Annotated in this window: 20 protein-coding genes; 5 read left to right on the top strand and 15 right to left on the bottom strand. The window is 43.0% G+C overall.

Annotated elements, in window-relative coordinates; translation table 11 throughout:
- Positions 1-638: 638 nt before the first annotated feature.
- A complete protein-coding gene (locus vsple_RS15945; protein WP_261883820.1) occupies positions 639-1,793 on the bottom strand; it encodes a hypothetical protein in 1,155 nt (384 codons plus the stop codon).
- A gap of 142 nt (positions 1,794-1,935) precedes the next feature.
- Between vsple_RS15945 and vsple_RS15940 the strand changes: the two genes are divergently transcribed.
- Complete coding sequence (locus vsple_RS15940; protein ID WP_261883819.1) at positions 1,936-2,232, top strand: hypothetical protein; 297 nt, start codon at positions 1,936-1,938, stop codon at positions 2,230-2,232.
- A 125-nt stretch (positions 2,233-2,357) separates the two neighbouring features.
- Here the strand turns inward: vsple_RS15940 and vsple_RS15935 are convergent, their stop codons facing one another.
- Together vsple_RS15935 and vsple_RS15930 are read right to left on the bottom strand one after the other, a co-directional pair.
- Complete coding sequence (locus vsple_RS15935) at positions 2,358-2,933, bottom strand: prepilin-type N-terminal cleavage/methylation domain-containing protein (protein ID WP_255232628.1); 576 nt, start codon at positions 2,931-2,933, stop codon at positions 2,358-2,360.
- Positions 2,934-3,193: 260 nt separating this feature from the next.
- Positions 3,194-3,817, bottom strand: coding sequence for a YajG family lipoprotein (locus vsple_RS15930; protein ID WP_255232629.1), 624 nt, complete (start codon positions 3,815-3,817; stop codon positions 3,194-3,196).
- Positions 3,818-4,074: 257 nt separating this feature from the next.
- On the opposite strand from vsple_RS15930, the gene vsple_RS15925 reads away from it, so the two are divergent.
- Complete coding sequence (locus tag vsple_RS15925; protein ID WP_261883818.1) at positions 4,075-4,545, top strand: GNAT family N-acetyltransferase; 471 nt, start codon at positions 4,075-4,077, stop codon at positions 4,543-4,545.
- Between the two features lie 125 nt (positions 4,546-4,670).
- Here vsple_RS15925 and vsple_RS15920 read toward each other — a convergent pair whose 3' ends face one another.
- The 4 genes from vsple_RS15920 to vsple_RS15905 all read right to left on the bottom strand — a co-directional run bounded on the left by vsple_RS15920 (position 4,671) and on the right by vsple_RS15905 (position 8,309).
- The gene (locus vsple_RS15920) at positions 4,671-5,003 is read right to left on the bottom strand and encodes a DUF3316 domain-containing protein (RefSeq protein ID WP_255232631.1); all 333 of its coding nucleotides are present in this window, start codon (positions 5,001-5,003) and stop codon (positions 4,671-4,673) included.
- A gap of 546 nt (positions 5,004-5,549) precedes the next feature.
- Positions 5,550-6,515: a porin gene (locus vsple_RS15915; protein WP_255232632.1), complete on the bottom strand. Its 966-nt coding sequence runs from the start codon at positions 6,513-6,515 to the stop codon at positions 5,550-5,552.
- Positions 6,516-6,727: 212 nt separating this feature from the next.
- On the bottom strand, positions 6,728-7,198 hold the full coding sequence (locus vsple_RS15910) for a hypothetical protein (RefSeq protein ID WP_261883817.1): 471 nt from the start codon (positions 7,196-7,198) through the stop codon (positions 6,728-6,730).
- Between the two features lie 190 nt (positions 7,199-7,388).
- Positions 7,389-8,309 carry a LysR family transcriptional regulator gene (locus vsple_RS15905; protein ID WP_261883816.1) on the bottom strand — a complete coding sequence of 307 codons (921 nt, stop codon included), beginning with the start codon at positions 8,307-8,309 and terminating at the stop codon, positions 7,389-7,391.
- A 515-nt stretch (positions 8,310-8,824) separates the two neighbouring features.
- Here vsple_RS15905 and vsple_RS15900 point away from each other — a divergent pair.
- Positions 8,825-9,748 carry a LysR family transcriptional regulator gene (locus tag vsple_RS15900; protein WP_255232635.1) on the top strand — a complete coding sequence of 308 codons (924 nt, stop codon included), beginning with the start codon at positions 8,825-8,827 and terminating at the stop codon, positions 9,746-9,748.
- Positions 9,749-9,849: 101 nt separating this feature from the next.
- Here vsple_RS15900 and vsple_RS15895 read toward each other — a convergent pair whose 3' ends face one another.
- From vsple_RS15895 to vsple_RS15860, 8 genes are all read right to left on the bottom strand, one after another.
- The gene (locus vsple_RS15895; protein ID WP_261883815.1) at positions 9,850-12,324 is read right to left on the bottom strand and encodes a CHASE3 domain-containing protein; all 2,475 of its coding nucleotides are present in this window, start codon (positions 12,322-12,324) and stop codon (positions 9,850-9,852) included.
- Between the two features lie 292 nt (positions 12,325-12,616).
- Complete coding sequence (locus vsple_RS15890) at positions 12,617-13,618, bottom strand: substrate-binding domain-containing protein (RefSeq protein ID WP_261883814.1); 1,002 nt, start codon at positions 13,616-13,618, stop codon at positions 12,617-12,619.
- A gap of 130 nt (positions 13,619-13,748) precedes the next feature.
- Positions 13,749-14,690, bottom strand: a complete 942-nt coding sequence (rbsK, locus tag vsple_RS15885; RefSeq protein ID WP_261883813.1) for a ribokinase — start codon at positions 14,688-14,690, stop codon at positions 13,749-13,751.
- Positions 14,691-14,851: 161 nt separating this feature from the next.
- Entirely contained in the window at positions 14,852-15,730 is an 879-nt protein-coding gene (gene rbsB, locus vsple_RS15880; RefSeq protein WP_108020025.1) for a ribose ABC transporter substrate-binding protein RbsB, read from the bottom strand.
- Positions 15,731-15,805: 75 nt separating this feature from the next.
- On the bottom strand, positions 15,806-16,792 hold the full coding sequence (gene rbsC, locus vsple_RS15875) for a ribose ABC transporter permease (protein WP_261883812.1): 987 nt from the start codon (positions 16,790-16,792) through the stop codon (positions 15,806-15,808).
- Complete coding sequence (gene rbsA / locus vsple_RS15870) at positions 16,789-18,294, bottom strand: ribose ABC transporter ATP-binding protein RbsA (protein WP_261883811.1); 1,506 nt, start codon at positions 18,292-18,294, stop codon at positions 16,789-16,791. The genes rbsC and rbsA overlap by 4 nt, the downstream gene beginning before the upstream one ends.
- Positions 18,295-18,349: 55 nt before the next feature.
- Positions 18,350-18,769, bottom strand: a complete 420-nt coding sequence (rbsD, locus tag vsple_RS15865; RefSeq protein WP_261883810.1) for a D-ribose pyranase — start codon at positions 18,767-18,769, stop codon at positions 18,350-18,352.
- Between the two features lie 331 nt (positions 18,770-19,100).
- Positions 19,101-20,150, bottom strand: coding sequence for an endonuclease/exonuclease/phosphatase family protein (locus vsple_RS15860; RefSeq protein ID WP_261883809.1), 1,050 nt, complete (start codon positions 20,148-20,150; stop codon positions 19,101-19,103).
- A gap of 455 nt (positions 20,151-20,605) precedes the next feature.
- Between vsple_RS15860 and vsple_RS15855 the strand changes: the two genes are divergently transcribed.
- Both vsple_RS15855 and vsple_RS15850 read left to right on the top strand, forming a co-directional pair.
- Positions 20,606-22,489 (top strand): extracellular solute-binding protein, encoded by a 1,884-nt coding sequence (locus tag vsple_RS15855; RefSeq protein WP_261883808.1) that lies wholly within the window; start codon positions 20,606-20,608, stop codon positions 22,487-22,489.
- Between the two features lie 8 nt (positions 22,490-22,497).
- Entirely contained in the window at positions 22,498-23,586 is a 1,089-nt protein-coding gene (locus tag vsple_RS15850) for a microcin C ABC transporter permease YejB (protein ID WP_255232645.1), read from the top strand.
- The last annotated feature ends 10 nt before the right edge of the window (positions 23,587-23,596 follow it).

Here is a 23,596-nt window from a genome sequence, read left to right as displayed (position 1 = left end):
GCCAAATAATAGACATGACAAAAAAATGTCACCTTATTGGCGGAGTGGGAGTATAAGTAGATTCTCATCGTAAACAACTCTATATTTGTAAGCGTACTTTTGCTTTGTAAGTATAGGTTAAGTGAATTTATATTGAGGTAAGGATGTGGACTGTAGACCCCTTTGTGGTACCTATAAAGCTATATTTCTTTGATGCTTAATTATACCAATCGTAGTAAATAATTGCTCATCCTAGCTTGTTAAAATGCTCGATAACTGCGTTAGAATTTTTGATTGTAGAATAACTACTTATCGAAACTCTCTGTTGCAGAAAAACTGCCTTGTTCTCAAGCCTTTTTCCTGCGCTATTTTTGATCACCTATTTACTGTGATTGGTATTATTTGGAAAGCACTGATGATTAGATTTAACTTAGCGGGAATTAGAAGTTAGATTGTCGAAAAAGTCATGGATAACTTAGGCGACCAATTTTTTTGGGATAGTTGATATGCTAATATTTGTGAAAAAGATAAGTATAGGTTTATGTACTAGCTTTGATACAAGGCAGGCTTAGATGTTCTTATTTTCTACTACATAAGAGACGTTATTTTTTAATCGTAAATCAGAAGATACTAAGCCCTGGTTAATCAGGGCTTGGTTTTTATAATCTAGCCAATTCTTTAGCTTTGTATTTAATCTCGTTAGCGTTCGGTGTTGTGGCGTAAACGTTGAGCAGTTCGAGATCATAATCAAAACTATCACCTAGTAATTCAGTGGCTGCTTGATACGGCGAAACACCACTCTCTAGCTTCTTCAAATCATATCCAGCTTGATTAAGCAACCAGATCGCAGCTGCGCCTGTTTCGTAAAAAATCCCAAACCCAAATTGCTCTTTTACCTCTTTAGCTGTTTTATATTCATTCTCTAAAAACCAGCTGTATACAAATGTTGAGTCTTTTGCATGAGCAAACATTTTTCTGATAGCCACTGTTTCAACATATTTTGCTGATCCTTCGGTCAGCTCTTGCCATAGCCCCATATTTTCAACAAGTCTCTTCTCACTTGTATCAATTTCAATCTGCTTTTTTGTAAGTGCAACATATTTTTTCAATAAACTTGTCGCCTCGCTCTTAGTTATGCTTTTGGGAAGTCCTTTGAAAGTTTGCAAGGTCAACAGCTTTAACTCTATCAATTCAGCATTTACTGGGTAGCCATCTAAGACCTGAACAAATGAGCTAGGGATCTTGAAGTTTTTCATCTGGTACTTGTGAAAATTCTCATGAATGTTAAGTGAAATGTTCCTATCTATCGTCTTATGTCCGTGATCAACGTTGTTCGGACTCATTTCCAGTTTGTGATACTTTTGCGCGTAATAAACACCTTTTTCAAATTTGTAGTCAAAATCAAACATTCCATTCAGTTTATTGATCTTGTCATTGGCTAGATGCATGTTCACATCATTACGATAAGTATCTAATCCGGATGATTCGTTTTGCCCTAATTTCTGAAATGATTTGTCAGGTTCAACAGGGTTAAACAAAAATACTTTTAATGGATCTTTGTTATTTACATCATCCATTCTAAGCATATAAATCGGTGCTGATTTGTACCAGTTGCCATAGTCAAACCATATCTTTTCATCAGAAAGAGTTTTACTTGCCTTGGCTATCTGGCTGATCATTTCTCTATCATACTTGTCGGTTAGAGTGGTTTCGGTAGTGTCCGGTGTTACAGGTTTTATTGTGTTGTTAGCACTTGATCCGGCATTACAACCAGAGAGAGCCAAACCAAATAAAAAGGCTAATTTTGTTTTCACTTCAAGAATCTCGTTTATCCAAATACAACAATGAGACAGAAGTTAATTCAATTTGTTGCATTAAGAACCAGATGCTTACAAAGCGTTACGTTCATTACAAATCAAACAGTTATTATGATTAAAATCAAAGAGAGGAAGAATTATGAAGATAAAGGTTAGTATTGCATTACTCACTCTAACCACATTGTTTGGTTGTGTTAACGGTGAGGACTTCAATTTTCTTGAGGTAGGAAAAACAACGCCTATTGAGGTAAGTGGTGAGTTTGGAGAGCCTGATATAGTTACCAGCATCAGTGAAACCTCAATCTCATACATCTATAAATATTCTGATAATTATCATTTAGCTTATACGTTTGAAAATGGTGTTTTGACGTATGCTGAAAGCCTAAGACAAGATGAGAATGGCGTTTGGTATAGTGAACCAATGAAAACCAAATAAACAAAAGTCTAGTTAATGCGACTTGCTTCTAAGCGAGTCGCATCACATAAGAATCTTAGTCTGTGGTTACCAGCATCCCTAGCTAGACACTTAACCGCATTAAAATAGTCCCCAACGAGCTATGTTTAATCGCATGGCACAATACCGATTTTGTAGTCACGCTCTTTACGAGCGCCAGAGTACCAAATAAAGCAGGATTCTTTTTTGAGCTTGTTTAACGCGGGTTCTCCATTCAAGATGACATTATCTTTGAATGAAAAAGTGCCTACAACATTAGTTCCGGTAACTCCATCAGATTGCCACTCATTTGCGTGATAACCAGAAAAAACGATTTCTTGATCTTGGCCAACTGAGGGCAGCAGGCTGCTTAGCGTTGTTGCGCTTGCACTTGGTGTACCATAAATAAAGTAGCAATCGTGGCCACAAATGTCTTTGAATGGGTTGTAATCAGGTTCATCGCCAAAATAGCCGCCACCAGTTAAAAGGGCGTCATTATCCTCGTTTTCTCCCTCAAGACCAACCACTGCAAGCTTTCCGTATACAATTGCAATTTGAGATTCAATGTCACCTTTGATACCACTTAAAACGGCGTTTCTTGCATCAGTGGTTACATTTAAAAACCTTGGAGCTGAAACAGCGCTTAGAACGACAATTAGTACAATAATGACTATTAACTCAATGAGCGTAAACCCTTTACTCATAGTTTAACCCCAGTTAATCAGATAGTTACATATTAACTAAAAGTTAAATTTTTTTGTGTCATCAAATGTAAGCTAATCTATTTGTCACGGAAGGGGCGTGGAAGTACAGTGAGTATTGCAAAAAGGAGTTAGTCTATACAATAAACCACTTAAATGGGCTTACAATTCCTTTGCGGTTCATTCTACTGATCGTGAATTCCGTATACGGTGAGAGTACTTTCCATGCAAACAAAAGGCGAACTCGAAAGTTCGCCTTTTTTCTAGTTTTCAATCACAGTTCGTAATTCTGGGTCGGAGAATATCTCTTCAAAACGAGCTTTGTAGATTAACATCATCTCATTCATGATAGCTCCGTTATCGGGAATATCGTTTTCGCCGGAGTAATTCTTCGTGATTGTTTGGGTGCCAGTGCGGTCGGTGACAGTCACATTTACATCATACCAAGATGAATCTGCAAAGGCGTGAAAGTCATATTTCCACTCTTTCAGCACGACAATAATAGACGGTTTACCGTCAGCTTTAAGTTTGGACATCAGGTTTGAGAACTGCATAGCCGTATCTGTTCTATGTTGTTCAACATCAATGCCTTTTTGTTTTATTCCCGACTCTAAGCGGTTACCTAAATAAGTTGCCATAGGCTCTTTAGTTATCGTGGTATGGCTATATGGAATGCCTAGGCCAGATCGAATAATGCCTTCAAAATCGGGTGTTTTGTCACCATCTAAAACATATGGGCGCTGGTCTAGAACAGCGATAGATACGGCATCTACACTCTGATTGATATTGACATTCGGAGCTGACTCTTCAACGGTTAGCGGACTAACACATCCCATTAAGTAGAAACTACATATCGTCACTAGTAGCAGTTTTAAATTATTTAGCATTAAGTTTCCTCTGTTCTATATATATCCGGTTATGCAATGAGTTATAACCTTTGATTTGGTTACCAATATGCTACGGTAATCATTAATAAACAGTCACAAAATTGTTATATATTGCATATGTTACATGTGGCAATGTGATTGGTTTTCTATTGTGTGTTGATTTTGTGTCTAACAGAGACGTTTAGTTGATAAAAAAGACAATATAGAACAGGTCGACGTAGAAACATGTTCACTATGAATAGGGGAATCAAATAGATATGGTTACTATCGAGCGACTAGCGCAAGCGCAAATTGAGTCGGTAAAGAAGGTAAAGTTAGCTGAAGAACAAGTTAAGTTTGCAGGGACTGCGGAAGAGTTCTTAAAAGATGCTAGTGAGACCACTCACCTGCATATTATTAAGCTAGACAACGAAGTCGTTGGCTTTTTTAAACTGGATACGGCTTATGGTGAAAGTTATGAGTTCTGTCCTGAATCAGGAGTTGGATTAAGAGCGTTCGCAATAGATAGCAGTCAGCAAGGTAAGGGGCTAGGTACATGTGCGGTAAAAGCTCTGTTTCCGTATCTAAAAGAGCACTATGCCTCATCATTTGAGTTTATCTATTTAACCGTAAATCTGAAGAACCCAGGTGCGATTGCTTGTTATGAGAAGGCTGGTTTCGAAAAGACCGGAGAGTTGTACCTTGGAGGAGCCGCGGGTCCGCAACACATTATGCGTGGCAAATTGTAGCTGCCAATCGGAAAAAATTTCTGTCATCGAAGAAGTCCAAAGCAGACATCTTCGATAACAGGGCAATTTTTGAAACGAGAGCGGCAGTTTATTTTTAGATTGATGCTTCCCGCTTCGAGATTCGGTTAATCACGTTCAAATGCAGTGAAAGCGTAGTCTTGGTGCAGGCTTGCTTGATATTCACCACTTTCGATTTGTTCTACTGACACACTTGAATCACCTAGACGAACATTGCGTACAAAGTGATGTTGATTCGTTGGCAACGCCGCTTTGAGTTGTTGATTGTTCATTGTGTTTAGTGAAGTGGCAAACTCTTCAGCAGCGTTTTGAGCTTGTTCTTGAGTAGCAAAAACACCCACATCCAGGTTGGCTTCACGATCAACTTGAACCCAAGAAGATGAAGCGAAAGAAGCTGAAGTGAATGCTAGAGTCGCAGCAAGAGTAATAATGCGTTTCATAATGTAATCCTCAAAAAATTTGTTTACTTGAGGCGCTTTGCCTCGGTACAACGCTATTATTATGTAAATCATAAGTGTGATAAATATCACATAGCTCATTTCACTGATGTCAAAAATGCACGAATCGAAACTTGGGTTTTTACGTTTCGCCCCAAGTGCTGTTGGGGGTTTAATGTCGACGGTGTGTTTTGATATATTTTATGGTACGCATGTGAACGATTAAACGGTGAAATTGCCTTGTGGTAATTGATTTGAATGCATGGTTGTTTTGTAATTATTTGTTCGTGATTTTTGGAAAGTTAATACTGATTGTTGGTTTGGTGAGGTTTTGGGATAAAAAAAGAGCAGCATAAATTGCTGCTCGAATATTTCGGAGTTAATCAGTAACTTTCAAAGGCAGTGGGGAAAGTCAACGGAGGCATGATAATTTAAATGTAGACTTTTGTCTCGATAATAAATATCCATTCTTTGTGGTAATAATTGCATCAAACTATTGATAGATACAAAAAAGCCCACAATAAGTGGGCTTTGAATATTCATACGATATTAGAACGAGTAGCGAAGTGCCAACGATAAAATATCATCCTCACCATTTACGTCGGTGATCTTGTATTCAGCTAGTGTTTTGAAGTTAGGAGTTAGGTTGTATTCACCACCTAGTGAGTAGTAATCAACTGACTCTACATCGTCTTTCTCTAGCTTGTTGTAACCGATGAGAGCATTAAGCTCTTCAGTCACTTGATATGTAACGACTGCTTCAATACCTTCGTAGTCAACACCGTTATCTGTACCGTCTTTTTCCCAGTTTTCGCCATCGCTGAACAGAACTGCAGCATACAGATCTTCATAGGTGTATGAAACTGCTGCTATCAGAAGCTCAGAATCCGCACCAGCAGCAGTGCCTTCACCTTCGTTGTAGCCCAGCGCTACTTTTACGCCGAATGGCAGTGCGTAGTCTGCTGCAATGCCGTATGAAGAGGCATCAGTTGATACTTGATCATTTTCGCCTTGGTAGCTTACATGTACATTAAGAGCGTCGTAAGAGCCCGTTGCTTTAAATACTGAATCTGAACGGCCTGTACCAAATAAGTCTGGGCTTACGCCTGCAGCTTCGTTACCAAACTCTGGGAAAATATCTGTGTAATCAGATACTAGTGTTACTGCGCCAAACTGGCGACCGTAGCTTACAGCCCAGAATTCAGAGCCCACACCTACGTATCCTTTACGTACGTCGAACTCATCATCGTTATTCGCATCGCTGTTAGATTTGAATTGCAGTTCGTACAAACCGAATGCGTATAGGTCATCATTGATTTGGGATTTTCCGTCTAGGCCAACACGGATGTAGCTTTGGTCTCCGTCGATATCCTTGTCGCTAGAAAAATAGTATGCACCTTGAGCTCTACCGTGAATATTCAGCTCAGTTTCTGAATCCGAATAAACCTGAGCTGCATTAACTGCAGAGCCAAAGATTGCGGCACCAATCGCCAGAGAAATAATTTTCTTATCCATATTTTAATTACCACTACATTGTGTTTTAAGTCGAAGTAATTATCTATACACATAGGTTATTTAAAAGTGAGAAATTATCAATTCACTATGGTAAATAACAAACATAAGAAATTGGAATAAACTATTATTTTCTGTTATTTGTCGACTAGTGACACTAAATGATACGAGTTAGATTATAAAGAACATTTACGTCTTGGTTATAATAAATGAGGTTAGCTTTTTTCTCTAAGTAATATCATGCTAGAGAAAAGGAAAGAATAACCGAAGAACTCTAGCCCCTCTTCAACCAATGTTTTTATATCTCTGTTGTAACCATCACCTAAAAAATCCATCCAGAAACCTTTGTACCCGGCAATGCGTGAAAATATAAGGAACATAAAAACCCCGATTATCCAAACAAGGAAACTGTCTGTTGCTGTAAACCGTTTTACTGCAACAATAACGCTTTTTCGGTGGGAGAGCATTTGACAGACGATTGTTGCCACGATAGCACCAGCGGGAACCTTCCAAAAGCCATGAAATAGGAATAGCTCAAATATTTGGTCAAGCTCTCTCGAGACGAGTAGTAACATGAGCAGAGCATGAATTTTCAATATCGATGAAAATTCATGACGTTCTTGAGCTTTGACGTAGCTGATTAGCGCGGTGCCTAAAAGGATAGCAACTTGACTAATCTCAAGCACAGAGCTCTCTTTGGTGTGAGAGTCAAAGTGAATACTAATGTAAGCGACGACTAATGTGAGTACGAAGCTATGTAAAATAATGAATGTATCAAAGACGCGGTCGCCGCGTCGCTCGTCACAAATTGGGCTGATGTATTGCATTGAGTAAATCCAGAAAATAGTCAAACGATAGAGCAAAATGAGAGTCTTATTACAAGTAGGTTTCCCAAACCGGTGTAGTGCCAATTTCTCTCTGTATTGTGTCAATGAACAACTTGGCTAAAGGTTGCTGATTACGATGTGAGTACATAGCAAAAATGTCGCTGTGTGTTGAGAGTTTGTACTCAGGTAGAAGCTGTACAAGGCCTTGTTTTTCTATGCTTTCCTGTAGCATGAACTGGCCAATGACAGCGTAGCCAAGACCGTCTTGAACGGCATCCATAATCAAGTCAGTTTCGTTTACCTTGTACTTGGCATTCATGTTGAAAGTTTTGATTTCACCAGTCTGCTCGTCATCAATAATTCTAATTTTGTCTAACACGAAAGATTCACTTGAATAAATCACGGCGGGTAGCTTTATCAGATCTTCTGGTGTTTGTGGAGTGCCGTGTCTTGCTAAGAAATCTTCTGAGGCAATGATGGCCAATTTATTGGTCGCGAGCTTACGTACAATCATGTTTGATTCGCGAATAGGTCCGATGCGAAACACCACATCGTAACCTTCGCTGATCACGTCAACTTTATGATCAGAAAGGAAAACTTCGACGGTAATGTGGGGATATTTACGCATGAAGCTTTTGATCGCCTTTTTTAAGTATGTACGACCAAAGAACGAAGCGCTCGAGATCTTTAGGTGACCACGCGGCTCGGCATGAAAAGTGTCTGCAAGCTTTCTAGTCTCACTCAGTACCTCACGTACCTTTTTCGCCTGCTGGACCATCTCTTCACCAGCATTGGTGAGTGAAAGCGATCGGGTAGAGCGGTTGAGCAGTCTTAACCCTAGGCTGTCTTCTAATTTTTTTATCTGTTTTGATAGTGCGGAACGGTCAATATGGTTTCTGTCGGCCGCCTTTGCAAAGGTGCCGTGTTCAGAGACATCAAGCAGTAGTTCCAGTTGAGTCGCTAAGTCCATGCTCACACTCCTAGTCGTATTATTGTAATTAGATGTGATGGAGAGCGCATTTTACAAAATCCATACGCAGAAATTATGGTTTTATTAGCACTTCACTAGTGCCTTTTATGCACCAGTGGTTGTTTTGATAGTCAATACTGTAATTTGTCCTGTACACTGTTTGAAGAGCGCGCAAAAAGGCTGTTTGCAGGTATGTTGGTAATTTCTCGGACAAAATGCATCATAAGTGAATGTTTATGCGTTTCTCTATCCGTGAAAATTTCGCTCTATCCGTGCAAATTTAGCACTACTTAGTGTTCAATTAGAGGCGTTATGAAATTTGAGTCTCTTACGCGTAGTTGTATTTGTTGCATTACTTAAAACCTTGAACCGCCGTCTTCTGCGTTAATCTTGAAGATAAGTGTGTGATCACTCATCGTTGTTTGACTTAAAACAGTGCCAAGTATCACTAACAATTTTATTAAATATGCTGTCTGTTCGGTTCTTTAACCACAGGCATTAAAGTTTGGAACAATATGGATTTAGCAACACGATTAGAACTGCTTCTCGAGGTTTCGAAAGCTGGCTCTTTTGCCAAAGCTGCAGATAGACTGAACGTTGATCGCTCTGTTTTATCAAAGCAGGTTAAACAACTAGAGGAGCACTTGGGAGTAAGGTTGATCAATCGCACCACGCGCTCACTTTCGTTGACTCATGTAGGAAAGCAAATCGTTGAACAAGCGGTTAAAGTGAGTGATTTACTTGAAGAGACAGAAAAGATCGCGGCGTGTTTTTACAAGGAACCCATTGGCAACCTTCGTATCTCTAGCACGACTTTGTTTGGTCGACGATTTTTGCAAAAGGCGGTTGAGGAGTTTTTGACTCGTTACCCAAGAGCATCGATCGAACTGATATTAGATGATAGTCGTGTTGATCTGGTGGGCGAGGGGTTTGATATTGTTTTTCGTATTGGCCCGATGAGAGATTCGTCAATGATTGCTAAGAGACTTGCCGAAAATAAAACAGCGATAGTTGCCTCAGAAGCGTTTATTGATAAACACGGTATGCCACGTTGCCCGGAAGAGTTGACGATGCTACCCAGCATAATTTACTCACATTCGGGCTTTGTCGCGGACAAAGTGCAGTTCTATCCCGAGGACAACACAGGAGAGCTTGAAACGTATGCCCTCACAGGTAACTATCGAGTGAATGAACCTGAGTTGATTGTCGAAAGTGTCAAAGCCTCACTTGGGTTTGCCCAAATAGGTCAGTTTATGCTGAGTGAAGGTTTGGCTGAGCAAGGTTTGGTTCAGTTGTTGCCAGAACGCAGAATTCCATCCTTTGGTGACATCTACGCAATGTATACTCATCGAAAGCAGTCGCCACTTGTGCTGGCCTTTATTGAGATTGTTCAAGAGATCATCGGCACTCCTCCAAGCTGGGAAAAGCACTTCGTTTAAGTGAGGAGTGGGAGTAAAGGTTATTTATGCCTTCAAGCTTAGCAAGGTTGAGCCAAGGTTGACCATAGCTATCTAACGGTTTACCGCTCAATTGCTGGTCACTATTGCGAGCGTTTTATCTGACTCGTCTCTGTGCTTGGATGCGCTGTTTTCATTCTTTGTGCCTGATGGATATTAACAAGCAGTCGGTTGATGAGTTTTTGTAATGGCTCAATCTCTGGAAGTTTATGATGTTTGACCTGAGTTTCCAAATCTAAAGCTTGTTTTGACAGCGTATTGAGCCCCAAATTGAGAGACATGCCTTTGATTGAGTGGAGTGCTTTTTGTAATGAACGCAGCTCTTTGGCCATGTAAAAATCAATGAGGTGGTCGATGGATTCTTCGAACTCCGCTATCGTAGAGTCAATGAGTGTTGCGAGTGCTTCGTGGTCTTCTTGCAACATCAGAATGATTTCAGATCGGCTGATCTCCTCTTCGGTCAGTCTTAACTTCTCGATCGGTTTTCGTTGGAGTTCAATGACATTGCTGCCTCTACTATCTGTTGCTTTGTCTCCTTTAACCACGTTTGGCTGATTCCCTAAGCGAGAGGAGAAATGTTGGAGGGCATCTAAGAAACTCTCTTGCTGAAGTGGTTTGGTTAAGACGTGATCAGCACCGGCTTCAATGAAACTATCATGTGCTTCACGAAATACGTCGGCAGTGTAAGCGAAGATTAGGATGTTCAGCCCCAGGGTTTCACGGATATAACGAGTCGCTTCTATGCCATTCATTTCAGGCATATGGTTATCCATTAACACGAGATCAAAACGCTCTGATTTTAAGAGATTTATTGCAACAACACCATTTTCGGCCAGTGAAACTTGGTGTCCATAGTTCTCGCAGAAGCCTTTAGCAACGATAGCATTTACACGGTTGTCTTCGACCAACAAAATGTTCAATGGCATTATGTCTGTAGAAGTGAATGAATCTGGCGTGTTTGAGTTATCAGCAAGTTCTTTTTCTCGCCAAGTAATCGGAAGTGTGATTTTGAAACGCGTGCCTAAGCCTGGGGCGCTGTTGAGGTGTATTTCACCTGACATCAGGTCAACGAGGTTTTTGACAATGGCTAAGCCAAGTCCTGTTCCACCAAACTCCCTTGTGGTTGATGCATCTGCCTGCTCAAAGGAGTTGAAGATATGTGCGTGCTTCTCTTCTGGAATACCGATACCGGTGTCTGTTACCGTCAGTATTAGTTCCGACGTTGCTTTATCCAAATCTGCTTTGATAAGTACATGGCCATCATTGGTGAATTTGGTTGCATTGCCGCCTAGGTTGAACAAGATCTGACGCAAGCGGGCACAGTCACCAAGTAATTCAATATGGTGAGGGATCTCGTTTTCGGTTAACAAGCGAATCGCTTTTTCATCCGCCATCGGTTGTAGCGCACTGCAGACCGGTTGCAGCACTTGATTAAAGCAAAACGGTGCAACTTCTAGTTCCAGCTTGTTCTCTTCTGCCTTCGAAAAATCCAGGATGTCATTGAGAATGGTCATCAGATGTTGCCCAGAGTCTAAGATGATATTTATGTTCTCTTGGGTTGCAGGCTCTTTAGTCTGAGACGCGATAATTTGTGATATACCGAGTACACCATTCATTGGGGTCCTAATCTCATGACTCATCGTTGAGAGAAACTCACTCTTGGTTTTGACTGCAGCCTCAGCTTTTTTTCTCTCTTCTATTAATGCTTCATTGTAAGAGCGCATGTCTTGCTCATTTTTAACCAAGTTGTCCGTCATTTTCCGAAAGCCATGTGTGAGCTGCGCAATCTCATCTTTTCCTTGTAGGTTAACGTTTGTATTAAGTGTGTTTGCTCCTTTACTTAGATGTCCTTCAGAGACTTGTTGTGTTGCTTCTAGCAGAAATGTAATGCGTTTTCTGATTCGACTCGATGACCCAACGGCGACAACCAGTGATACAAATATGGTTAAGAGTGCGCCTCCAATCAGAACATGTGTTGTTCTTGTCGCACTGTTATCGGACTTAACCACGCGGATATCAATGAGTTCATTTTCAATTGCGATGAACTGATTCATCTCATTTCGTATTTCGTCGATAATGGTTTTGCTTGTTTTCTCTTGTGCAAATTTGGTGACGCTCGACATAGATGTTTCGCTGCGGTCAGCATGTTGCTGCTGGACTATTTCTCGCGCGCCAGATTCTTTTAACCATCTTTCAAGTAGGGCGTCAATTTTGTGCAAGCGCTCAACTTGAGAGGGATTATCGTCGACTTGTTTGGCGAGTGTAGTAACTTTGTCTTTCCACACCGCCAAGGCGAGATGGTATGGCTCAAGGAAGTCGGCATCGCCGGTGATAAGGTAGCCTCTTTGCCCGGTTTCCATATCGACGACGAGGTTCAGTAACTCTTGGGCTCGTGCGACTGCTTTATGCGTATGAACCACCCAATGGCTGTCTTTTACCATTGATTGAGTGTTTTCATACACGGAGAGAGAAACAAGCAGCATGAACACAATAGGAATACAGAAACTGACGAAAAGTTTCTTTTGCAGGGATATGTTATCGAACCATGTTGCAAACATGAAAACAGTACCTTAAGCCGGTTGCTATATTCAACTAGTGTAGTAGAGAAAAGCAAAAAGTTTAGGTGTAATGGTGCATATTGTGGTTATCGTGCAGTTTCAGTCTATTTCTGGAAATCCAACTTTAGATGACACAAGATATTCTATTCGACTATAGGTAAGGCGTTAATTTTTGAGTTAAACGAGACACTTTGCTGCGCTGTTTAACTGTGTGCTTTAAAGAGGTGAAGAGATAACGATTCGTGCAAAAGAGAGCACAAGTGTGTGCTCTCAATAGTGTTAACTGGTCAGTTTATAGCGCCAAAACACTGCTTCTTTCTACTAGAGTAGGCTCCAATTCTACCACTTGAGGATACACGTCTGGAGACTCCAAACGGCTCAATAGAGTATCAACAGCCGCTTTACCTAGTCGATGTTTTGGCTGATGGATGGTCGTTAATGCTGGGGTCATGTATTTCGATAAGTGGATATCATCGTAGCCGATCAGTGAAAGATCTTGTGGTACACGTAAACCATCTTGTGCAGCAGCGTGAATCACGCCCATCGCCATCATATCGTTGCAGACAAATAAAGCACTTGGCAGTCTTCCACGGGTTTTTAGCGTCTGAAATGCATCAAAGCCACCATCACACTCAAAGTTAGATTCGACAATCCAATCTGCGTTCACTTTGAGGTTAGCTTCACTCATGGCTTGCTTAAAGCCTTCGTAACGTGAAGAGGCTTGGTTACGATGAAGAGGGCCTGTAATACAACCAATCTCAGTATGGCCGTTATCAATAAGATGCTGGGTAGCCATATACCCCCCTTGATGGGAGTTATCTTGGATTTTATCGCTTGCAAACAGCATTGGACCCCAATCCATGACAACGACAGGCAGCTCTGGGTAGCGCTCGAACACGTCTAGATGTTCGCCTTCTAGCGTTGAGCACATTAGCATTAAACCATCGACACGTTTTTGAAGTAGGGTGTCGATAGACGATTTCATGCGCTCACTATCGCCCTCGGTATTACAAAGTATAAGATTGTAGCCTTTTTCGTAACAACGTCTCTCTACGCCTTTTACAACTTCACCGAAAAATGGGTTCGTTGAGGTGGTCACCAACATACCGATCGTTTTTGTCTGCTTCATTTTTAGACTGCGAGCGAGGGCTGAGGGCGCGTAGTTGAGCTCTTTGGCCGCCTTGTTCACGCGTTCGGCAATTTCGTCGCTGACAAATCGAGATTTGTTGATTACATGGCTAACGGTAGAGGTCGAAACCTTGGCAAGTTTAGCGATGTCTTTCATTGTTGCCATAATAATTCCTTGTGGTGCTGTTCGTTCCACTTTGGGCGATATTCTGCCTGAAAACAGAGAGTTGTGCGCAATAAATTATTTAGAATTTATTACGCACCAGCCGATACCGTTATCGTCATGAAGTGTGTAATTACCCTAGCTGTTCAGCAAGAAAAGCGTCGGTCTCTTCGCGTGAAGGTATTGATGTTTGTGCTCCAAAACGTGTCACTGAGATAGCCGCTGCCGCGTGAGCAAACTTGATCGCCTTCTCTAGTGGCATCTCTTCAAGTAAACCCGTAACCAACGCGCCATTGAATGTATCACCTGCAGCAGTGGTGTCCGTCGCTGCAACACGGAAGCCTTCGATCAGTTCACCTTCTCCAGCTGCATGGTCTTGTCCTTGACGGCTTACCCACACGCCTTTCGCACCAAGAGTAATCATCACGGTTTCAATGCCTTTCCCGTGCAGAACCAAGGATGCCTGATGCGCCGAAGCGCTGTCAGTTACGGTAACGCCGGTTAAGACTTCTGCTTCGGTCTCATTCGGCGTTATCACGTCGACACATGCAAGTAATTCGTTGGATAGAGGGCGAGCGGGTGCTGGGTTAAGAATCACTTTAGTACCAGATTCTTTCGCAACTTTTGCTGCGTACTCGATGCCTTCAAGCGGCGTTTCAAGTTGCGTTAACAGGTATTTTGCGCCACGAATCTTATCGAGGTGTGGTTCGATCTGTACGCTATCTAATTTGTCGTTTGCTTCGGCGGACAGACAGATGCTGTTCTCACCGGTTGCAGAAACTTGAATCATAGCAATCCCTGTAGGGGAGTTTTCAGCGACAATCACACCATCGATATCGATACCATCTTTCTTGAAATCTTGGCGAATATTGATACCAAATGGGTCGTCACCTACACAGGCGATGAAGCCGATGTCTGCATTCAAGCGAGCTGCCGCAACTGCTTGGTTTGCGCCTTTACCGCCAGGGATGACCTGATAGTTTCCGCCAATCAGTGTTTCACCTGGGCGAGGGAACGAAGGAACTTGAAGTACATGGTCAGCATTTACGCTACCTAAAACAATCAGTTGAGTCATGATACGAGCCTTATGATATATCGTATTTGAAAATGCATGGCTGTTTCTCATCTTTGCTCATTGGTTATCGAGATATTGTATAATGAGAAAGAGCGATGCACTGTCGTGATGGAAAGAAAGCGAGGGTAGGGGAAACCCTCGCTGTTCTTAATCAAGAAAGATTACTTAGCGATGATTTTTAGTGGTACTGGTACGTACTCATCAACTTTCTCGCCTTTCAGTACTTTATCTGCCATTTCGATACCAAGAGAGCCGATTAGATCTGGTTGTTGAGCAACAGTCGCACCCAGTAAACCGCGGTTAACGGCAGCAATACCATCGTCTGTACCGTCGAAGCCAACGATCATTACGTCTTTACCTGAAGCTTGAACAGCGCGCAGTGCACCTAGAGCCATTTCATCGTTCTGAGCGAATACAGCTTCAACGTCTGGGTTAGCTGCAAGTAGGTTTTCCATTACGTTCAGACCTTTAGTACGGTCGAAGTCAGCAGGTTGGCTTGCAAGAAGCTCAAGGCCGCTGCCGTTTACTGCGTTCATGAAGCCTTCACCACGTTCACGAGCGGCAGATGTACCAGCGATACCTTCAAGTTGGATAACCTTCGCTTTCTCGCCCACTTTTTCCATGATGAAGTGACCCGCCATTTCACCACCGATTACGTTATCAGAAGCGATGTGGCTCACGACATCACCACGGCTTGCACCACGGTCTAGAGTCAATACAGGGATGCTTGAACGGTTAGCCATGCGAATCGCGTTAGATACAGCATCTGAATCTGTTGGGTTGATCAGGATTGCTTTAACACCACGAATGGTCAGATCTTCAATGTTCGACAGCTCTTTGCTTGGGTCGTTTTGAGAATCAAGAACGATAAGCTTGTAGCCTAGCTCTTCTGCTTTCGCTTCTGCGCCATCTTTCATTGTCACGAAGAACGGGTTGTTCAGTGTCGACAGTACGATAGCCATTGTGTCTTGCGCCTGAGCAGACACAGAAACCGTTGTTGAAAGTAGAGCAGCAGAAATTAGAGTTGCTAATTTTTTCATGGTGTAAGTCCTTTATGTAGGGTGAGCTAGAAGGTGAGTCCTAGCTTGTTGTTATATTATTGATTTATTAAGGTGTTACTTGTTTTTGTTATCAACCAATACCGCCAGAAGAATAACCACTGCTTTTGCAATCATCTGGTAGTAAGAAGAAACGTCTAATAGGTTCAGTGCGTTGTTCAGGAAGCCGATAATCAGCGCACCAATCAATGTGCCCATGATGCGACCACGACCGCCAGCTAAGCTTGTGCCACCAAGGACAACCGCGGCGATAGCGTCTAGCTCATAGCCCATACCTGCGGTTGGCTGTGCTGAAGAGAGGCGAGAAGCAACGATGATGCCTGCTACGGCAGCAAGTAAACCACAGATGGCGTACACACCGATTTTTACTTTGTCTACATCGATACCCGATAGGCGAGTTGCTGATTCGTTGCCGCCAAGTGCGTAAACGTAGCGACCAAAACGAGTGTGGTTAAGTAGGTACCAAACAGCCGCGAATACAACTGTCATGATCCATACTGGAACTGGGATACCCATTGCATAGCCAGTACCAAACCAAGCGAATGCGTCTGCTGTGTCAGTAAAGCCAGTAGAAATTGGACGACCGTCGGTGTAAACCATGGTCACACCACGTAGAAGCGTCATGGTTACTAAGGTTGCGATGAAGGCTTGAACCTTACCTTTCGCGATGATCACACCACTGATAGCCCCCAGCGCAGCACCTGCTAATAGAGCGGTTGGTACAGCGACCATTATAGGAACTTCCATGCCAATCATGCTGGCTGCAAAGGCACCACAAAGTGCTAAAACTGAACCCACACTCAGGTCGATCCCCGCAGTTAGAATAACCAGTGTCATACCGACAGCGATGATCGCGTTTACCGATGTTTGACGCAGGATGTTAAGAATGTTGTCGACCGTGAAAAAGTTTGGGTTCAAGAAAGAAACAATGACAATTAAGAAGATCAAAGCGATCAGTGATTTTTGTTCAATCAGCCACTCTTTGCTCAGTAGAGACTTCTTTGCTGGTGTTTCAGTTGTTTTGCTCATGGTATTGGTACTCATGCTGCGTCCTCGTTGATCTTTTTACCGACCGCACACGCCAGTAATAATTCTTGGTTTGCTTCTTTAGCGTCAAATTCGCCACTCACGCGGCCTTCATGCATCACCATGATGCGGTCACTCATTCCCAAAACTTCCGGCATTTCAGAAGAGACAAGGATGATGCTCATTCCGTCAGCCTTGAATTTGTTAATAAGCTGGTAAATCTCTTTTTTCGCACCGACATCGACACCACGGGTTGGCTCGTCGAGAATCAGAACTTTTGGTTTGGTCATCAAGCCTTTAGCAATCGCCACTTTCTGCTGGTTACCACCAGATAGGTTGCCAATGATCTGCTCGCGAGTTGGGGTCTTGATGTTGAACAGCTTGATGAAGTCATCAACCGCGATCACTTCGTCTTTGTGTTGGATTTGCGCGCCTTTGGTCAGGATGTCTAAAGAGCAAAGAGACATGTTCTCTTTCACCGACAGACCAAGCACGAGACCGTCACCTTTACGGTCTTCAGAGATATAGGCGATGCCATTAGCCAAGCCGTCTCTTGGACTCGCTGGATTAATGGTCTTGTTATCTAGGTTAATGACGCCGCGTTCGCTTGGCAGGGCACCATAGATCACCTTCATCAGCTCAGTACGACCTGCACCCATCAAACCAGACACACCTAAGATCTCACCGCGTTTTAGAGTGAAGCTAACATCGTGTACACCAGAGCCCGTTAAGCCAACAACCTCTAAACAAGTCTCACCGTGAGTTGGTTCGATACGTGGGTACTGTTCGTCTAGCTTACGGCCTACCATCATTTCGATAAGACCATCTTCGTTGGTGTCTTTCACTTCACATTGACCAATGAATTTGCCATCACGAAGTACGGTAATGTCATCACAAATCTCGAAGATCTCTTTCAGTCGGTGAGAGATGTAAACAATGCCACAGCCTTCATCACGCAATTCGTTAATCACTTTGAAAAGAGATTCAGTTTCCGTATCGGTCAGGGCATCGGTTGGTTCATCCATAATGATGACCTTAGATTCAAACGATAGGGCTTTCGCGATCTCTACCATCTGTTGCTCGCCAAGGCTTAGCTCACCCAATGGAGTTTTAGAACTGTGTTTTACGTTAAGGCGTTTAAGTAGCTTGTCGGCTTCTTGATACATTTCGTTCCACAAGATGCGACCCATCGTTCCAGTGATTTCACGACCTAGAAAAATGTTCTCCGCAATTGTCAGTTCAGGAATCAGATTTAATTCTTGGTGAATAATGCTGATACCCGCTTGCTGCGAATCGCGTGGACCCTTAAATGCCGCTGGCTGACCTTGGTAGTGAATAGTGCCGCCATCAAGGTGGTAGATACCCGTCAACACTTTCATTAGGGTCGATTTACCCGCACCGTTTTCGCCCATTAGCGCCATAACACGCCCTGGGTAAACGTTGAGGCTCGCTTTATCCAAGGCTTTTACGCCGGGGAAAGCTTTCTCAATTGAGTTAAGTTCTAAAATGGCTTGAGTCATGTGGTTTCCTTTACTCGGGGCCAGGTTGTTTGGTTCGCTTAAGTTTTTAGCTCGCTTAAAAGGTCACGCCAGCTTGAAAAATGACATTCGCATATGGCGTACATTCGCCCGTACGTATTACAGCGCGACTCTCATTGGTGCGTTGTTTGAATTCTTCATGGCTCACGTAGTTAATCGTGATAGCTTTGCCGCAACGCGCTTCTTCCGTTTTGAGTTGGTCAATCAACACAGCGTGATGTTCAGGACTCACTTGAGCAAATTCTTCGGCAATAACCACGCCTTCGATTTGAGACTCTTCAAGCATAGTTTTTACGGTTTGCTCGAAGCTTGGTACGCCATGGGTAAGCGCTAAATCGATACGGCGCACGTGGTCGGGAATCGGGAGACCCGCATCACAGATAGTGATTTCATCTGTGTGACCTAGGGTCGCCACAAGATAAGAAAGATCGGAATTTATTAGAGTACTTTTTTTCATAACACTACCTATTGGGTAATTTTTCGATGTCGGAACAGAGATAAGAAAACACCATCGAAACGTTTCGATAGAGATAATAGTGTTCGAATAGTGAAATGCACGAATCATTCAGAAAGAGTGTGATAATGATCATCGAAACGTTTCGATGATGGGCCAAACATTGAGTTGGATCACGCAAGTGATAGTTTTATTAGTACGGAGTAGGGTTAGTGCTAGCGAGTTATCGGTTCAGTTTATATGAATTAGATTGAGTATTTTGGTGCTTAGTCGTAGAACAAGCTAGCCACGATACCTATCGCGGCTTTGCGCGTTTGACCGTTTGTTTTGGCTATTAGAACGAACGGATATGAGCGGTCACGCTTACTATACCGTGGTCGGTACTGAATTGGTCTACTTCAAAGCTAGGATTAATGAGATGCTGGTCTTGCACCTGATAACCTGTTATTTCCATTAGGCTGGATGAGTTTTGGCAATCGAACTCATTGGAGAGCAGAATGTAGTCGAGTACTGAACCTTTGGCACCATAATAGTGAGTCGGTGAACGCTGAACCAGCAGATCCTCTTGATGAAGCTGATGATAGAGTTCCCAACTGTCGCGCAAGCGAAAGTACTTCAACCAGTGTCGGCTCTCTTCATTTCTGCTGAGTGAGTCGTTGAGCAATCCTCGAAATTCATCGCTGAAAAGTGGCTTATTGAAATCGCCCATTAGCACCACAGGGCGCTCCGACTGATGACGCTGCCGAGTGATGTATTCGTGCAGTACTTGAACTTCTAGTCCTCTCTGCACGCTTGAAAGCCACCACCCAAGTCCCTCTTGGTGAAATTGAGTCAAGGTTTCGCTATGCACCACCATGTTTGAAGAGTGAGTTATTGATTCTGTATCAGCGTTCTCAGCTTGAATAGGACGCTGAGATTTAAAGTGGACAACATAACAATCGGTTAAACCAAGATGAGGCAAATCGATTGTGGCGTGTACAGGTAAGCGATTGAATTTAAAATCCTTTAGAAGCGATGTATTGAACTGCATCTGAAATTGTTCAGATAACGAAACTGCTTGAGTGGATTTGATCGGATAACGAGAAGCAATAGCGACGACAGGATCTCGAAAAAGGTAATCACTTTCGATATTCGGCTCATCGACCACCTCAAAGAAAGGGTAGCCTAGATCATTCACTAACACTTCAAGCGAATCTGGGCTGAAGACCTCTTGAAAGCCAATAATGTCACTGTCAGCCTCTTTAATGGCGTTCTTGATCCACCCTTGTTTCTTAGACCACTCCTCAAAGCTATAGATATTCTCAAAGTCATAGTAAGCGTTGGGTGGTTCAAGATAGTTGAAAAGGTTGAATGTGGTAATGGTTAGGTGACTCCGTGTGTTCAAAAGCTGCTTCCTAAATGTCGGGCGCTGTAACAAAGCGTGATTACTCTTTTAAGTATACGTCACTTCGCTTTAAGGTATTGCTAAAGGTAGGTAATTTTACCGAGCAAGTTTTTGAACTTGTTTGGTGATCGGATTGACTAATTAGCCATAGCACTCAAAGTCGTGAAGGCTGAATATCACTCTATGAGGCCGTTTGCGCACAGTAAAATTGGAATAGTATTCGAAGGTGTAAATCCCCTTACTATGATTAAAGAAAATGCCTGTGCAGACTGCGTTTTTATTAGGGTAGGTTTGTTTGAGTCTTAACGCGAGAAAAGTCGGTTTCGACGCACTAAGTGTTTTATTAGTTATTACATGGCGTTAGATTTTTCTCTATACTTATTTTTATTATCGTGTGTCCAACTTGTGGCGTATTCAATCACACTGGTTATTTAATCATTTGCAGGGAGAGTCAAATGGGAACAGATTGCCGAGTTAATCCAATTAAACGGTCAACATTTTTTCGCTTAACCCACCGCTCACGCGCGCTAGCGCTGCCTATCATGGCGCTCTTACCTATCTCTTCATTTGCTGCTGAAGATGGCGTTCAAGTCATCGAAACGACTCAATTAGTTGGGTTTGGTGAAGCCAAGTATCCCGCTGATTTTAAACACTTCGACTACGTTAACCCAGATGCGCCAAAGCAAGGGAAAATTACCTATGGAGCCATTGGTACGTTCGACAGCTTTAACCGCTTTGGGTCGCGCGGTGTATCAGCAAGCTACAGTGGCGAGCTGTACGATACTCTGATGTTTTCGCCAGCGGATGAAATAGATGCGTATTACCCGCTTATTGCTTCAAAGGTACGCTACGCCAGCGATTTCTCATGGCTAGAAATAGACATCAATCCGAACGCTCGTTTCCACGATGGAAAGCCAATTACCGCGCATGATGTCGCGTTTACCTTCGATAAGTTTTCAAAAGAGGGCGTCCCTCAATATCGCGTTTACTATAAAGACATCAAATCTGTCACCGCGGTTTCTGATTTAGTGGTTCGGATTGAGATGGAAACGCCAAATCGCGAAAAGTTGTTCAGTTTTGCGCAAAGCACTCGTGTGTTGCCAAAGCATTACTGGCAAGACAAGAAGCTCTCTGAACCTTTGAGTGAACCGCCTGTAGGAAGTGGCCCTTACAAAGTCATCAACTATAAGTCTGGTCAAAGCGTCACTTACGGGTTGGATGAGAACTACTGGGCTGCCGATTTACCGGTTAACGTAGGGCGCAACAACTTCGAGCGTGTCCAATACGATTACTATCGTGACGATACGGTGATGTTAGAAGCTTTCAAAGCGGGTGAATTTGATTTCCGTATGGAGAACTCCGCTAAATTTTGGGCAAACTCTTACACGGGCAGTAACTTTGATAAGGGCTACATCGTAAAAGAAGAGATCGTACATGAGCGTCCAGAGTCGGCACAAGGTTTTGTGTTCAACACTCAATCAGAGGTGTTTAAAGATCCGAAGGTTCGTGAGGCATTAACTTATGCTATGGACTTTGAGTGGATGAACAAGAACATGTTCTACAACCAGTATGACCGTACGCGAAGCTACTTCCAAAACACGGAGTACGAAGCGAAAGGCTTGCCGTCTGATGCAGAAGTGGCGGTACTTTCTGAGTTTAAAGACCAAATCCCTCCACGCGTATTCACTGAAGAGTTCCAACCACCTGTCACTGATGGCAGTGGCCGCATTCGTGCTCAAATGAGAACAGCGTTTAAGCTTCTTAAAGAGGCGGGTTGGGAGCTGAAAAACAAAGTGATGACCAACGAGAAAACAGGACAGGCGCTCTCTTTTGAGCTGCTGATCTACAGCCCGACCACTGAGCGTATTTCTATTCCACTTCAGAAAAACCTGAAGCGAATGGGTATCGATATGAAGATTCGAACGGTGGATACGACACAATATATCAAGCGCTTACGTGATCGTGACTTTGATATGGTCTCTTCGGCATATTCAGCTAACGCTTACCCAAGTCCGAACTTGATGATCGCTTGGAACTCGAACTACATCGACTCTACTTACAACACGGCTGGTGTTATCAATCCCGTGGTTGACTCGTTGACTGAACAGATTTCTAAGAGCCAACAAGATCCTGAAAAACTGCTTACGTTAGGTCGTGCGCTTGACCGTGTACTACAGTGGAATTTCTACACTATTCCTCAGTGGCACTTGGGTAAGTACCGTGTTGCGATGTGGGATAAGTTTGAGCGCCCTGATACCTTGCCAAAATATGACCTAGGTATCGACACGTGGTGGATTTCGCAAGACAAAGCGAAACTACTTCCTGAAAAACGTCGTTAGGGAGTCTCATGGCTGCGTATATATTTAGACGCTTACTGTTGGTGATCCCCACTTTATGGGCGATCATCACCATTAACTTCTTCATTATCCAGATTGCCCCCGGTGGCCCTGTAGAACAGGCGGTGGCACAGTTGGAAGGTCACAACTCTGGCATTATGGAGCGCTTTTCTGGTGGTGGACAAGAAGTTGACTTGAGCGATTCAGAACAAGCTTCTTCGAGCGGCTACAAGGGCTCACGCGGTTTAGACCCCGAAGTGGTTGAAGAGATCAAAAAGCAGTTTGGTTTCGACAAGCCGATTCATGTCCGCTATTTCGATATGCTGAAAAACTACGCCACTTTTAACTTTGGTGAAAGCTTATTTAAAGGAGGCAATGTTATCGATTTGATTGTCGAGCGTCTGCCTGTCTCCATATCTCTTGGATTGTGGAGTACGTTGATCATTTACGTCATCTCGATTCCACTGGGTATTATGAAAGCGATTCATCACGGCTCTAGATTCGATATCTGGTCGAGTGCGGTGGTGATTGTCGGCTATGCGGTTCCGGGTTTCTTATTTGCGATTATTCTGATCATCCTTTTCGCAAGCGGTAACTACTTTAGTTGGTTCCCATTGCGTGGATTGGTCTCCAGCAATTTTGACCAGCTCAATTGGTATCAGCAAATCATCGACTACTTCTGGCACTTGGCGCTGCCAATCTTCGCGATGGTGATTGGCGGCTTCGCGACCTTAAGTATGCTGACTAAGAACTCTTTCCTCGATGAAATCAACAAGCAATACGTTGTCACGGCTCGTGCCAAGGGGCTCGATGAAAACAGCATCTTGTACCGACATGTTTTCCGTAATGCAATGCTTATTATTATCGCGGGATTCCCAAGTGCGTTTATTAGTATCTTCTTTACTGGCTCGATGCTGATAGAGGTGATGTTTTCTTTAGAAGGGATAGGCTTGCTCGGTTTCGAGTCTACGATTCAACGAGACTACCCTGTGGTGTTCAGTTCCCTCTATATTATGACTCTGCTTGGGCTCGTTCTCAGTATTATCTCCGATCTTACCTATACCTGGGTTGATCCTCGAATCGACTTTGAAGCGCGTTAATGGTGAATTC

The sequence above is a fragment of the Vibrio pelagius genome (genome assembly GCF_024347575.1).
Lineage (GTDB): Bacteria > Pseudomonadota > Gammaproteobacteria > Enterobacterales > Vibrionaceae > Vibrio > Vibrio pelagius.
This window is presented reverse-complemented; position numbering and strand designations above follow the sequence as displayed.

Excerpts from the sequence above, each read along its gene's own strand:
- vsple_RS15935 (WP_255232628.1), bottom strand. The coding sequence starts at position 2,933 with ATGAGTAAAGGGTTTACGCTCATTGAGTTAATAGTCATTATTGTACTA.
- rbsK (WP_261883813.1), bottom strand. The coding sequence starts at position 14,690 with ATGACTCAACTGATTGTTTTAGGTAGCGTAAATGCTGACCATGTACTT.
- vsple_RS15850 (WP_255232645.1), top strand. The coding sequence starts at position 22,498 with ATGGCTGCGTATATATTTAGACGCTTACTGTTGGTGATCCCCACTTTA.
- vsple_RS15855 (WP_261883808.1), top strand. The coding sequence starts at position 20,606 with ATGGGAACAGATTGCCGAGTTAATCCAATTAAACGGTCAACATTTTTT.
- vsple_RS15915 (WP_255232632.1), bottom strand. The coding sequence starts at position 6,515 with ATGGATAAGAAAATTATTTCTCTGGCGATTGGTGCCGCAATCTTTGGC.
- vsple_RS15940 (WP_261883819.1), top strand. The coding sequence starts at position 1,936 with ATGAAGATAAAGGTTAGTATTGCATTACTCACTCTAACCACATTGTTT.
- vsple_RS15890 (WP_261883814.1), bottom strand. The coding sequence starts at position 13,618 with ATGGCAACAATGAAAGACATCGCTAAACTTGCCAAGGTTTCGACCTCT.
- vsple_RS15895 (WP_261883815.1), bottom strand. The coding sequence starts at position 12,324 with ATGTTTGCAACATGGTTCGATAACATATCCCTGCAAAAGAAACTTTTC.
- rbsB (WP_108020025.1), bottom strand. The coding sequence starts at position 15,730 with ATGAAAAAATTAGCAACTCTAATTTCTGCTGCTCTACTTTCAACAACG.
- vsple_RS15900 (WP_255232635.1), top strand. The coding sequence starts at position 8,825 with ATGGATTTAGCAACACGATTAGAACTGCTTCTCGAGGTTTCGAAAGCT.
- vsple_RS15930 (WP_255232629.1), bottom strand. The coding sequence starts at position 3,817 with ATGCTAAATAATTTAAAACTGCTACTAGTGACGATATGTAGTTTCTAC.
- vsple_RS15925 (WP_261883818.1), top strand. The coding sequence starts at position 4,075 with ATGGTTACTATCGAGCGACTAGCGCAAGCGCAAATTGAGTCGGTAAAG.
- vsple_RS15920 (WP_255232631.1), bottom strand. The coding sequence starts at position 5,003 with ATGAAACGCATTATTACTCTTGCTGCGACTCTAGCATTCACTTCAGCT.
- vsple_RS15905 (WP_261883816.1), bottom strand. The coding sequence starts at position 8,309 with ATGGACTTAGCGACTCAACTGGAACTACTGCTTGATGTCTCTGAACAC.
- rbsA (WP_261883811.1), bottom strand. The coding sequence starts at position 18,294 with ATGACTCAAGCCATTTTAGAACTTAACTCAATTGAGAAAGCTTTCCCC.
- rbsC (WP_261883812.1), bottom strand. The coding sequence starts at position 16,792 with ATGAGTACCAATACCATGAGCAAAACAACTGAAACACCAGCAAAGAAG.
- rbsD (WP_261883810.1), bottom strand. The coding sequence starts at position 18,769 with ATGAAAAAAAGTACTCTAATAAATTCCGATCTTTCTTATCTTGTGGCG.